The 12,671-nt window shown below is 67.9% G+C and carries 10 protein-coding genes; 6 read left to right on the forward strand and 4 right to left on the reverse strand.

Annotation, left to right across the window (positions count from 1 at the left end; all coding sequences use genetic code 11):
- Positions 1-25: 25 nt before the first annotated feature.
- Positions 26-472, forward strand: coding sequence for a ferritin-like domain-containing protein (locus D5S18_RS15120; protein WP_120041428.1), 447 nt, complete (start codon positions 26-28; stop codon positions 470-472).
- A 24-nt stretch (positions 473-496) separates the two neighbouring features.
- Here D5S18_RS15120 and D5S18_RS15125 read toward each other — a convergent pair whose 3' ends face one another.
- Together D5S18_RS15125 and D5S18_RS15130 are read right to left on the reverse strand one after the other, a co-directional pair.
- Positions 497-2,245, reverse strand: a complete 1,749-nt coding sequence (locus D5S18_RS15125) for an acyl-CoA dehydrogenase family protein (RefSeq protein ID WP_120041430.1) — start codon at positions 2,243-2,245, stop codon at positions 497-499.
- 90 nt (positions 2,246-2,335) lie between these two features.
- On the reverse strand, positions 2,336-4,084 hold the full coding sequence (locus D5S18_RS15130) for a proline--tRNA ligase (protein ID WP_120041432.1): 1,749 nt from the start codon (positions 4,082-4,084) through the stop codon (positions 2,336-2,338).
- A gap of 58 nt (positions 4,085-4,142) precedes the next feature.
- Between D5S18_RS15130 and yaaA the strand changes: the two genes are divergently transcribed.
- Together yaaA and D5S18_RS36120 are read left to right on the forward strand one after the other, a co-directional pair.
- Entirely contained in the window at positions 4,143-4,886 is a 744-nt protein-coding gene (gene yaaA, locus D5S18_RS15135; protein ID WP_120041434.1) for a peroxide stress protein YaaA, read from the forward strand.
- Between the two features lie 70 nt (positions 4,887-4,956).
- Positions 4,957-5,730 (forward strand): hypothetical protein, encoded by a 774-nt coding sequence (locus tag D5S18_RS36120; protein ID WP_120041436.1) that lies wholly within the window; start codon positions 4,957-4,959, stop codon positions 5,728-5,730.
- Positions 5,731-6,006: 276 nt separating this feature from the next.
- Here the strand turns inward: D5S18_RS36120 and D5S18_RS15145 are convergent, their stop codons facing one another.
- Positions 6,007-7,602: a PucR family transcriptional regulator gene (locus D5S18_RS15145; protein WP_120041438.1), complete on the reverse strand. Its 1,596-nt coding sequence runs from the start codon at positions 7,600-7,602 to the stop codon at positions 6,007-6,009.
- A gap of 135 nt (positions 7,603-7,737) precedes the next feature.
- On the opposite strand from D5S18_RS15145, the gene D5S18_RS15150 reads away from it, so the two are divergent.
- The 3 genes from D5S18_RS15150 to D5S18_RS15160 all read left to right on the forward strand — a co-directional run bounded on the left by D5S18_RS15150 (position 7,738) and on the right by D5S18_RS15160 (position 11,133).
- A complete protein-coding gene (locus D5S18_RS15150) occupies positions 7,738-9,228 on the forward strand; it encodes a CoA-acylating methylmalonate-semialdehyde dehydrogenase (protein ID WP_120041440.1) in 1,491 nt (496 codons plus the stop codon).
- 25 nt (positions 9,229-9,253) lie between these two features.
- Entirely contained in the window at positions 9,254-10,621 is a 1,368-nt protein-coding gene (locus D5S18_RS15155; RefSeq protein WP_120041442.1) for an aspartate aminotransferase family protein, read from the forward strand.
- 98 nt (positions 10,622-10,719) lie between these two features.
- Positions 10,720-11,133 (forward strand): PPOX class F420-dependent oxidoreductase, encoded by a 414-nt coding sequence (locus D5S18_RS15160; RefSeq protein ID WP_120041444.1) that lies wholly within the window; start codon positions 10,720-10,722, stop codon positions 11,131-11,133.
- Positions 11,134-11,145: 12 nt separating this feature from the next.
- On the opposite strand, the gene D5S18_RS15165 is transcribed toward D5S18_RS15160, so the two are convergent.
- Positions 11,146-12,630, reverse strand: a complete 1,485-nt coding sequence (locus tag D5S18_RS15165; RefSeq protein ID WP_239003777.1) for an MFS transporter — start codon at positions 12,628-12,630, stop codon at positions 11,146-11,148.
- Between the last annotated feature and the right edge of the window lie 41 nt (positions 12,631-12,671).

Below are 12,671 nucleotides of genomic sequence, written 5' to 3' on the forward strand. Positions count from 1 at the left end.
GATCACGCACGAGTGAGATGGAGTCATGACCGACGCCGAGAAGCAGGTTCTGCTGGCCGCGCTGCACGCCGAATACGCGGCCGTCTACGCCTACGGCGTGATCGCCGCCTATGCCGCGCCGGACCGGACCCGGCTCATCGCCGAGGCGGGCGCGGCCCATCGGGCGCGCCGCGACACCACGATCGACACCCTGAAGACCGCCGGGGTGAGCGTGCCGCCGCCGGACGCGGCCTATCTGACACCGTTCCCGATCGACGATCCGATTCCGGCGGCCCGGCTCGCCGCCACGGTGGAATCGGATACGGCCATCGCCTGGCGCGCGGTCATCGAAGGTTTGGACAGCACCGCCTCGACGCAGGTCCGTCGACTCGCGCTCGACGCGCTGACGGAATGCGCTGTGCGGCTTGCGACTTGGCAGTCGATTCTGGGCGCGAACCCGCCGACGATCCCCTTCCCCGGTCGGGCGCAGTAACCCGCGCCCGGCCGGGATCGGGCGCTACGGACGCATCTCGTAAGCACCGTCATACGATTCGACGCGCGCCCACACCCGATCGAAGGCCGCGCGATCGGCGACCGGGGTGCGCAGCGCATCGCGCGCCCACTGCTGCTGTGCGGCGGTGGCGGCGGGTTTGCCGAGCAGCGCGGTGGCGTGGGCGTTGAAGTCGCGGATCTGGAAGTCGAAGACGCGGTCGAGCAGATCGCGATCCAGACCGGTGATCGCCGCCTGTTCCAGGATCAACTGCCCGTAGACAACCAGCGAGAACAGGTGGCCGATGGTCAACATGAAATCGAGGTCCCGCTGCTGCTCGGCATCGGGGGCCGCCGTGGTCAGCAGGGTGCGCAACGCCAGCGCCTGCTCGTAGAAGCGCGCGACATTCGGCAGGTCCGAATGCTTTTCGTAGACCGGGGTCCAGTCCGCGAAGCGCACCTTGCCCGCGCCGCGCGCCGGACCCTGCCGCCAGAAGAACGCGTCGTCGGCCGCGTCCAGACGGGTGCCGACCTCGGGATAGTCCTGCGCGTTGAACAGGTAGTTGGGCATGAATTTGAGGATCTGCCCGACATTGACGTGCACCGTGCCCTCCAGCCGGGGCAGGGTGTTGATCAGGCGTTGCACCTCGGCGAAATAGGTGTTCTTCTCGAATCCCTTGGCGGCCAGCACATCCAGCAGCAGGGTCATCACCGTCTCGCCCTCGGAGGTCACCTTGGACTTGGTCATCGGATTGAACAGCAGGTACCGACGATCCTCGAGGCTCGCGTCGCGGAAGTAGTCCACGGCCCGATCGCTGAACAGCTTCATCGCCGTGATCCGGGTATAGGCGTCCACGAAATTCGTGCGCACATGCGGGAATTCGGTGACCCGCTTGCCGTAGAGGACGCGGTTGTGCGCGTGCGTGATGGCCTCGTAGAAGGCGTGTTCGACCATGCCGATACCGCCGTGGCACAGATTGAACTTGCCGACATTGACGGTGTTCAGCGCGGCGGAGAACGCCTCGGGTCCGGTGTGCAGGATGTCCTCGGCGCGCACCGGGTAGTCCTCGAGCCGGAAGGTGCTGACATACATCTGCTGGTGCACGACATTGTCGAGCAGGCGGTAGTTCTCGTGCCTGCTGTCGGCGGCGAACCAGATGTAGCCGTCCTGGCCCTCGATATCGGCGCGGCGGGAGAACACCGAGACCATGCTGGCCACATTGCCATTGCCGATGTAGTACTTGGCGCCGTTGGCGCGGAACAGGATTCCCGCCTCGGCATCGGCGCTGCCCGGTTCGGACGGGGTGAGCACCAGATCGGTGTTGTAGATATCGGCGCCGTGGGTCTGCTCGGACAATCCGAAGGCCATCACCTCGCCCGCGGCCAGATCGTCGGCGGCGCGGCGCTTGGCGGATTCGTTGTCGCTCTGCCAGATCGGACCGAGACCGAGAATGGTGACCTGCTCGGCGTACCAGTAGGCCAGACCGTAGAAGCCGAGAATCTCGGACAGGGCCGCGTTGCGGGCGGCGTCCCAGCGGCGATTCGGGTCGCCGTCCGCGTAGGCGGCGGGCGTGAGGAAGGTCGCGAACAGCTTCTCCTTCTTCACGAAGTCGAGGAACTCCCCGGTCCACACCGCCGCCGCGTCGTCGGCGAGCAGGCGCACCTTGCCGCGCGACTCGAACCACTCGATGGTGGCCCGCAGCAGCCGTCGGGTCTCGGCGTCGAAATGCGCCGGATCGTAGGTGTTCGGATTGAACAGCGCGTCGGTGCTTGTCATGCCGGTCAAACTACCAGTGGGTAACAAACGCGGCGCAGCGGCGACGGTCCCCGCGCGGGCGGCGGGGACCCAATCACAGTGACGGCTCGCTCAGCCCCGAATCCTCGCCACGACGGCCTCGACCGCCGTCTCGGCCGGGATCTCCACGCTCGCGCCGGAGAATCGGTCGCGCAGTTCGACCTTGCCCTCGGCCCAACCCCGACCGATGACGAGAATCCAAGGCATGCCGAGCAATTCGGCATCCTTGAACTTCACGCCCGGCGAGGCGGAACGATCATCGAACAGGACATCCAGGCCCTGCGCGTCGAGTCCGGCGACCACCTGCTCCGCACCCGCGCGGGCGGCCGCGTCCTTATTGGCAATGACCACGTGCACGTCGTACGGGGCGATCTCGGCGGGCCAGCGCAGCCCCTTGTCGTCGTGGCGCTGCTCGGCCACCACCGCGACCATGCGGGAGACACCGATGCCGTAGGAGCCCATGATCAACCGGACCGGCTTGCCGTTCTCACCGAGGACATCCACCTCGAAGGCGTCGGTGTACTTGTAGCCGAGCTGGAAGATATGGCCGATCTCGATACCGCGCGCCGCGACCAGCGCGCCGCGCCCGTCCGGCGAGGGATCGCCGTCGCGGACCTCGGCGGCCTCGATGGTGCCGTCCGGGGTGAAATCGCGACCCGCGACCAAGCCGACCACATGCCGACCCGGACTGTCCGCGCCCGTGATCCACGCGGTGCCGGTGCCGATCCTCGGATCGACCAGGTAGCGAACACCGTTCTCCCGCAGCGCCTTCGGGCCGATGTAGCCCTTGACGAGGAACGGGTTCACGGCGAAATCGGCCTCGGTCAGCAGTTCCACCTCGGCGGGCTCGACGGCCGCGCCCAGCCGCTTGCCGTCCACCTCGCGGTCGCCGGGGACGCCGATGCCGAGGATCTCGGTCTTGCCGTCCGGGTGGCGCAGCTTCACCATGACGTTCTTCAGGGTGTCGGCGGCGGTGACCGGACGATCCAGCACCGCGGCCGCATTGGCCCACTCGACCAGGGCCGCGATGGTGGGGGTGTCGGGGGTGTCGTGCACCACCGACGCGGGCAGACCCTCGATGGGCAGCGGTGCGGGCGCGGGCGTGACCACCGCCTCCACATTGGCCGCGTAACCGGATTCGCGGCAGAGGACATAGGTGTCCTCGCCGACCGGGCTGTCGGCCAGGAATTCCTCCGAGGCGCTGCCGCCCATCGCGCCCGCCGTGGCGGCCACGATCACGTAGTCGACGCCGAGGCGGTCGAAGATCCGCCGGTACGCCTCGCGGTGCGCGGCATAGCTGGCCTTCAGGCCGTCCTCGTCCAGGTCGAAGGAGTACGAATCCTTCATGACGAATTCGCGCCCGCGCAGGATGCCCGCGCGGGGGCGCTCCTCGTCGCGGTATTTGGTCTGGATCTGGTACAGCGTGACCGGCAGATCCTTGTACGAGCTGTACTCACCCTTGACGGTGAGCGCGAACAGTTCCTCGTGGGTGGGGCCGAGCAGGTAGTCTCCACCCTTGCGGTCCTGCAAGCGGAATAGGTTCGGGCCGTATTCGGTCCAGCGGTCGGTGGCTTCGTACGGGTCGCGCGGCAGCAGGGCGGGCAGCGCGATCTCCTGCGCGCCGATGCCATCCATCTCCGCGCGCACCACATCCTCGATGCGGCGCAGCACCCGCAGCCCGAGCGGCAGCCACGAATAGACACCGGGGGCGATGCGGCGGACGTAGCCCGCGCGCACCAAGAGTTTGTGGCTGGGCACCTCGGCGTCGGCGGGATCGTCGCGCAGGGTGCGCAGGAACAGGCGGGACAGGCGGGTGATCACGACAGCACAGGGTAGTCCCCGGCCGAGCGGTCTTCGCAGCGCATTACCGTTATTCCCCGTGCTGGTGCTGCTGCCTCCCTCCGAAACCAAGTCCGACGGCGGATCCGCCGCACCCCTCGACCTGGCGGCGCTGGCCATGCCGGGACTCACCGCCACCCGCGCGCGACTGCTCGACGAACTCGGCAAGCTCAGTGCCGACCCGGAGGCGGCGCGGGCCGTGCTCGGACTGGGCAAGGGGGCCGAGGTCGAGATCGCGCGCAATGCGGCGCTGCGCACCGCGCCGACTCGACCCGCGCTCGAGCGCTACACCGGGGTGCTCTACGCCGCGCTCGACGCGCGCGGGTTCACCAAGGCGCAGCGCGCCAAGGCGCTGGCCCGGCTGGGTATCGGCTCCGCGCTGTTCGGCGCGGTGCGGGCGGGCGATCCGATTCCGGCCTATCGCCTCTCCGGTGGGACGAAACTGCCCGGCCTGCCCACCCTTTCGGCGATCTGGCGCGACGAGCTCGGACCGGCGCTGGCCGAACAGGCCGCGGGCGAGTTGGTGGTGGACCTGCGCTCCGGGGTGTATCAGCAGTTGGGTCGGGTGCCCGGCGCCGTCACCGCGAATGTGCTCACCGAACATCCCGATGGCAGCCGAACCGTGGTGAGCCACTTCAACAAACACCACAAGGGGCTGCTGGCCAGGGCATTGGTGCTGACCAGGGCCGAACCCGACGATATTCGCGGCCTCGCGCGGGTGGCGAGCAAGGCCGGTTTGCGGGTGGAGATCGCCGCACCGGATCAACTGCTCGTCCTCACCTGATTCGACCCGCCGAAATCCGCTCCCCCGCAGAACCTTTGATCCGGACCGCATCCGACAGTATTCTGCCGCCGTGGGTTTCTACGACTACCGGTGCATGATCAGCGGAGTCAGTCTGCGCGGGGCGCAGGCGGTGGCGGTCGCGCTGCGCCCGGTCCAAAACGGCTACCGTCCACTGAGTCTCGGCGTGATCGGTCAATACGATCGCTACGGCTGCGTCGACGGCGTGCTGGCCGATCACGGCACCGAGGTGCTCGCCGACTACTTCCTGGCCCGGCTACGCGACGGCCGCTTCGCCGTGCGCGCCGAGTGGACCGGATTCACCCGCGCCACCGAACGCCTGCACATCGAAGAACTGTTCCAGTGTTTCGAACGCAACTACGACGCACTGGACGACAGATCCGCCGCCGTCGCCACCTTCGACGGCGAGCCTGTCTTCCTCGCCCTCATCGCCCACGCCATCTGGGATGCCTTCGCCGATAGCGACATCAATACCGGCGACGGCGCCATCGACACAGCCGAATCCCACGCCACCCCAAACGATCTCGCCGCCCTCCTCACCGACTCCCCCACCGCCGAGATCTATGGCCCGCACGCCACCACCCTCGCCCCCCAACTGCGCCACCTGCTCGCGGTAGACCAATTCCTCGCCGCCACCACCCTGCGCTGGTCCCCCCAATCCGATCAAACCCAGCGCTACGCCGAATCCCCCGGCACCCAACACTTCTCCGACGATATGCGCCGCTTGCTCACCCAAGCCGAATCCGACTACGCCGACACCCCCCACCTGCGCGCCGCCCTCAAAACCTACGCCGACTCCATCCACGACCTGCTCGACGACGCCTGAAATCACCTGCCGCGACTACCGGGGTCATCCGGACATAAGGGCGTCAGCAGCGGAGCCAGAGGACCGAGACGGTGGTGTCGCGGGGCCGGGTGACTCGGCAGAGCCAATGCACGAGGCGTTTCATCATCCGAACTCCGTGTTGGCGGCGGACGACACGATGTGGTCCAGAAGGTTTCCGGTCGCGATTCGCGGCCTGCGAACAAGGTAGCGGAAATCGGAGGCGAAAGAGGCGGATTGCCAGGGGGTTTCGCTGGGAACTTGTTGGTGGGGTTGGGATTACGGGTTCCGGGGTGTGGTGAGGTCGCGGATGAGCAGCGCGGTGTGCAGCGAGGTGCGCGATTCGCCGCTGTCGAGGTCGACGCCGAGGATGCGTTCGATGCGCGAGAGTCGGTCGTAGAGGGTGGGGCGACTGATATTGAGGCGGCGGGCCAGTTCGGTCTTATTGCCCGCCAGATCGAGGAATTCGCGCAGGGTCCGGGTGAGATCGGCGCGGTGGCGGATATCGTGCCGCAGCAGGGCGCTGAGTTCGGTCTCGGCGAAGCGCTGCACACCGGGTTCATCGCGGATGAGCGAGAGCAACCCGCGCAGCCGCACATCGCCGCTGCGGTAGAAGGGGCGGGGCACCGGATCGGCGAGCGAGAGCGCGACCTCGGCGATATGGGCGGCCTGCGGGAGTTCGCGGGCGGTGTCGAGCAGGGCGTCCGATTCGGCGCCGACGCCGATGACGGCGCGCCGCACCCCGTCGACGCGACGCACCTCGCCGAGCAGGGCGGTGCAGACGGCGCGCAGACTCGCCTCCACGTCGGCGGTGCGCGGCACGGCGAGAATGATGCCCACCCGGTCGCCGTGCTCGGCGGCGGTGAGGGCGGTGGCTCCGGCGAGGCCGAGCCCGTGGGTGACGGCGTCGAGAATGCCCGCGCCGCGCCGCTGCGCGGCGACCGGATCGGATTCGGCGCGGGCGGCCACATTGATCGCCACGGGCACATAGGCGGCGCGGCGTGCCAACCCGAGCGCTGCGGCCCTGGCCTGCGCCTCGCGCTCGTCCATGACGCGCCCGTTGGCCAGATCGTCGATGAGACCGGTCTGGGCCTGCAGGTGCAGTCCGAACCGGTCCCGGTCGATCATGCGGTGCAGGGTGAGGGTCTGCGCGGCCCGCTCGAGCACCATGCGGGCCCGCGGCGTCGGAATTCCCTGCGCGCGCAGGATGAGTCGACCCCACGGCTGCGTGTGCGGGCCGACGGCCACCACATCGGCATTCTCTGGCAGCAGCCGGGAGGTGGTCTCCCAGTTCTCCAGCAGCACCGACGCGGTGGTGTGCTTGGCCGCGACCGCCAGCACCCGATGCGCGAGATCCTCGAGCACCACCGAGGCGTCGAGCATGCCCGCCGCCGTCTTGACGATCTCGGCGAGCGAGGCGCGGCGCACACTCAATTCGGTGAAGGTCTCGTGCACGGTGCGGGCGAATTCGAGTTCGGCGTACTGGTCGGCCACGATCATCCGGTGCACCGCCTCGGTGATCTCCACGAACCGGGTGACCCGGTGCAGTGCGATGACCGGAAGACCGAGCGCGTCGGCGGTTTTCGCGACGATCGGCGGCAAATGCCGCACATAGTCCCCGAGTTCCACCACCAGGCCCGAAACCCCTGCCGCCGCCAGGGCGTTCAGATATTCGACGGTGGCCCCATGGCCGCGACCGAGCGCCTGCCCGGTGGTGAGCACCAATTCCCCGCCGACCAGCAGTCGCGCCACCTCGGGCACATCGATGACATGCACCCACCGCACCGGACGATCCAGCGGACCACCGCCGACCACCTCGGGCGCGCCCGCCCGCACCACGGGCATGGCGAGCACATCGGCGACGGAGGGCAACACCCGACGAATCGTAATACGAACTCGGAAAACACGTACAGATCGTCGGCTGGAGGCGCACGCTCGATGCGGCACAGTGAGATCTGGTCGTCGCGGCAGCCAGCCGCCGCGCGACCCTCAGACCGAAACGAGGGACATATGCAGACAATCGCGCACTGGATCGACGGCAAGGCGTTCACGGGCACCGGTTCGGCCACGCTGCCGGTGACGAATCCGGCGACGGGCGTGGTGACGGGTCAGGTGCACCTCGCCACGGCCGCCGACGTCCAGGCCGCGATAGCCTCCGCCGCCGCGGCCTTCCCCGAATGGCGCGACACCTCCCTGGCCCGGCGCACCCAGATCCTGTTCCGCTTCCGGGAACTGCTCAACGCCCGCAAGGAGGAGTTGGCCGCGCTCATCACCGCCGAACACGGCAAGGTCGCCTCCGATGCGCTCGGCGAGGTGACCCGAGGTCTGGAGGTGGTGGAATTCGCGTGCGGCATACCGCATCTGGTCAAGGGCAGTTTCACCGAGAACGCGTCGAGCAAGGTGGATGTGTTCAATATCCGCCAGCCGCTGGGTCCGGTGGCCATCATCTCGCCGTTCAATTTCCCGGCCATGGTGCCGATGTGGTTCTTCCCGCTGGCCATCGCGGCGGGCAATACCGTGGTGCTCAAGCCGAGTGAGAAGGATCCGTCATCCTCGCTGTGGATGGCCGAGCTGTGGCACGAGGCCGGGCTGCCCGCGGGCGTATTCAATGTGGTGCAGGGCGATAAGGTCGCGGTCGACGAACTGCTGGAAAATCCGAGTATCAAGGCGGTCTCGTTCGTCGGTTCCACACCGATCGCGCGCTATGTCTACGAGCGCGGCACGGCGGCGGGCAAGCGGGTGCAGGCGCTGGGCGGCGCGAAGAACCACATGGTGGTGCTCCCGGACGCCGACCTCGATCTGGCGGCCGACGCCGCGGTGAACGCGGGCTTCGGGTCGGCGGGCGAGCGCTGCATGGCGATCAGCGTGGTGGTCGCGGTCGGCACGGTCGGCGACGAACTGGTGGACAAGATCAAGCAGCGCGCGCTGACCATCAAAACCGGCGACGGCGCCAGGGGCACCGATATGGGTCCGCTGGTCACCCGCGCCCATCGGGACAAGGTGGCCGCCTACGTGGCCGCGGGCGAGACCGAGGGCGCGAAACTGGTATTGGACGGACGCGGCATCGAGGTCGACGGCGCGGCCGACGGCTTCTGGCTCGGCCCGACCATCCTCGATCACGTGGGCACCGGGATGAGCGTCTACACCGATGAGATCTTCGGTCCGGTGCTGTCGGTGGTGCGGGTCGACAGCTACGATGACGCGCTTGCCATGATCAATGGCAACCCCTACGGCAATGGCACCGCCATCTTCACCAATGACGGCGGCGCGGCCCGGCGCTTCCACAACGAGGTGGAGGTCGGCATGGTCGGCATCAATGTGCCGATCCCGGTTCCGATGGCCTACTACAGCTTCGGCGGTTGGAAGAACTCCCTGTTCGGCGATTCGCACGCGCACGGCACCGAGGGAGTGCACTTCTTCACCCGCGCCAAGGCCGTCACCAGCCGCTGGCTCGACCCCAGCCACGGCGGGTTGGAACTGGGTTTCCCGCAGAACAAGTAATGCTGTCCAGCAAAGGATTTCGCGCATGACGCTCCCGAATGGCTTGACACAGGAGGCGGCCGGGCAAGCGGCGGCCCGCGCCTACGAACTGGATCGACGCCACGTATTCCATTCGTGGTCGGCCCAGAAGGCACTCACACCGATGGTGATCACGGCGGCCCAGGGCTGCTACGTGTGGGACGGCGCGGGGCATCGACTGCTGGATTTCTCCTCGCAGCTGGTGAATACCAATATCGGCCACCAGCATCCGAAGGTGATCGCGGCCATCCAGGAACAGGCCGCCAAGCTGTGCACGGTCGCACCGCAGCATGCCAATGACGCGCGCTCGGAGGCGGCGCGGCTGATCGCCGAGCGCACACCGGGCGAGTTGAACCGCGTCTTCTTCACCAATGGCGGCGCGGAGGCGGTGGAGCACGCGGTGCGGATGGCGCGGCTGCACACCGGTCGGTACAAGGTGCTCTCGCGGTATCGCTCCTACCACGGCGGCACCGAGACGGCGGTCAATCTGACCGGCGACCCGCGCCGCTGGCCCAGCGATCACGGCAATGCCGGGACGGTGCATTTCTTCGGACCGTTCCTGTATCGGTCGCAGTTCCACGCGAGCACCGAGGCCGAGGAGTGCGAGCGGGCGCTGGCCCATCTCGAGCAGACCATTCTGTTCGAGGGTCCGCAGACCATCGCGGCCATTGTGCTGGAATCGATTCCGGGGACGGCGGGCATCATGGTTCCGCCGCCGGGTTATCTGGCCGGGGTGCGCGAGCTTTGCGACCGGCACGGGATCGTATTCATCGCCGATGAGGTGATGGCCGGATTCGGGCGTACCGGCAAGTGGTTCGCGATCGAGCACGCGCCGGGTGTGGTGCCGGATCTGATCACCTTCGCCAAGGGCGTCAACTCCGGTTACGTCCCGCTGGGCGGGGTGGCCATCAGCCCGGATATCGCGGCGACTTTCGACGATCGACCGTATCCGGGTGGGCTCACCTATTCCGGTCATCCGCTGGCCACGGCGGCGGCGGTCGCCACGATCACCGCCATGGCCGAGGAGCGGATCGTGGAGAACGCCGCCGAGATCGGCGCGCGGGTGCTCGGTCCGGGCCTGCACGAGCTGGCCCGGCGCCATCCCAGCATCGGCGAGGTGCGCGGGACGGGCGTGTTCTGGGCGTTGGAACTGGTGCGCGACAGGGCGACTCGCGAACCGCTCGCACCCTACGGCGGCACCAGCCCGGCCATGACCGAGGTGGTCGCCGCGGCCAAGGAGGCCGGACTGTTGCTGTTCGTCAATTTCAACCGGTTGCACGTGGTGCCGCCGTGCGTGATCGGCGAATCCGAGGCCAAAGAGGGCTTGGCGATCCTGGATCAGGTCCTGTCACTGGCCGACAAGCACACCGTCTGATCCGAAAGGACCGGCCCCGTGGCGAATTCGCCACGGGGCCGGTCGCATTGCTTCGGGCGGGCGGGAATGTCGGCCGATTCGCGCACGTTCGCCGTGAGGTGACGACTACCGCAGTGCTCTCCGACAAACTCAAGAAGTACATCGACGACGAGAAGGTCTTCGCCTCGATCGCGACCATCGGCCCGGACGGGCTGCCCCATGTGAAGGTCATCTGGGTGGTCCGCGAAGGGGACGACCTGATCTATTCGACGCTCGCGAGCCGCCAGCAGGGCCGCAATCTCGCGCGCGATCCCAGGGCCACCGTGCTCATCACCCATGCCGAGGATCCGTATCTGTTCGCCGAGATCCGCGGCACCGTGACCCTGTCGCCCGATCCCGAGCGAAAGCTGCCGGAGGAACTCAGCCTCAAGTACACCGGGCAGTCCTATGCCGAGCTGCGTCCGGATTCGGTCGGCGAGACCGACCGCGTCATAGTCCGGATCACCCCGCAGAAGGTGCTCGGCGAGTTCTGAATGCCGAGAGGCTCAACCCTGTTGGGCCTCTTTCTCGGCATGCTGCGCCTCGACCAATTGGGCCGGGGTGTAGCGCAGGGTCAGCACCACGAAGCCGATGATGATCGCGCCGATGGCGCAGAACAGCAGCACCAGCGTGTATCCGTCGCCGAGAGCGGCCAATTCGCTGCCGTCCATCTGCGAGACCTTGCGGTCGGTGTGCCCGCCGAGGGACAGGGTGCGGGAGGCGGCCACCGGGGTGAGCACGCCGATGGCCAGCGGGGTGCCGAGATTCATCAGCATCTGCCCGACCGCCGAGAGCGGCCCCACCTCCGAGACGGGCACGCCGACCAGCAGGCACAGCGGCCCGATGACGATCACCATGCCGATACCGAAGCCGATGCCGATGAGCAGCACCAGCAGCGTCGTGTAGGCGACACCGCCGGTGAGTGTCGACCCGTAGAGCAGGCCGCCGGTGAGCACCGCCGCCGCCGTGGCCAGCAGCCAGCGCGGCTGGATCCACAGCACCGCCTTGGCTCCGACGGCGGTGCCGATCCCCGCGCCGACGGTGAACGGCAGACAGGCCAGTCCGGCCATCATCGGGCTGTAGCCGATGACGTTCTGCAGGAACAGCGCCACGAAGTAGGTCATGGCGCCCAGGACGCCCGAGCCGAAGAACAGCGCGATGAAGGTGGCCACCCGGTCCCGATCGCTGAACAGCGACCACGGCAGCAGCGGGCTCTCCACATAGCGTTCGGCGAAGATGAACACGATCAGCAGTACGAGTCCGCCGACCAGCGACCCGATGATCACCGGACTGCCCCAACCCATCTCCGGCCCCTCGGTGGCCCCGAAGACGATCGCCGCGCAGGCGGCGGTGCCGAGCACCGCGCCGATCACATCCAGCGTCACCCGGTGGTGGGCGGTATCGCGAAGTTTGAAGATCGCGCCGAGGATGATGAGCAGGCCGATCGGCACGTTGATCCAGAAGATCCAGCGCCAGCCCACCTGGGTGAGCGCGCCGCCGATGACGAGTCCGCCGACCGAGCCGATCCCGGCCATGGATCCGAAGATCGCGACGGCCTGATTGCGCACCGGCCCCGGCGGGAAGGTGCTCACCACCAGGGCCATCGCGGTGGGGGCGGCGATGGCGGCCCCGGTGCCCTGGAAGGCGCGCGCGGCGATGAGCATGGCCTCGTTCTGCGCGAAACCGCAGGCCAGCGAGGCGAGGGTGAACAGGGTGACACCCACGATGAGCATGCGTTTTCGGCCGTAGGCATCGCCTAGTCGACCGCCGAGCAGCAGCAGACCTGCGAAGGTCAAACCATAGGCGGTGACCATCCAGGCACTGCCGGAACTGGACAGACCCATCTCCGCCTGGAGGCGGGGCAGGGCCAGGATGACGACGCTGCCGTCGAGCACCACCATGAGCTGCAGCCCGCTCAATACAAGGATGGCGAGGCCGAAAGCCCGCCGCGTCACCGGATACTGCGCCGTCGCAGCGGGATTCTGGAGCACAGGGAGAAACTGTAATTGATGACCCCTATGGGTCCCCGCCG

The organism is Nocardia panacis (assembly GCF_003598715.1).
GTDB lineage: Bacteria > Actinomycetota > Actinomycetes > Mycobacteriales > Mycobacteriaceae > Nocardia > Nocardia panacis.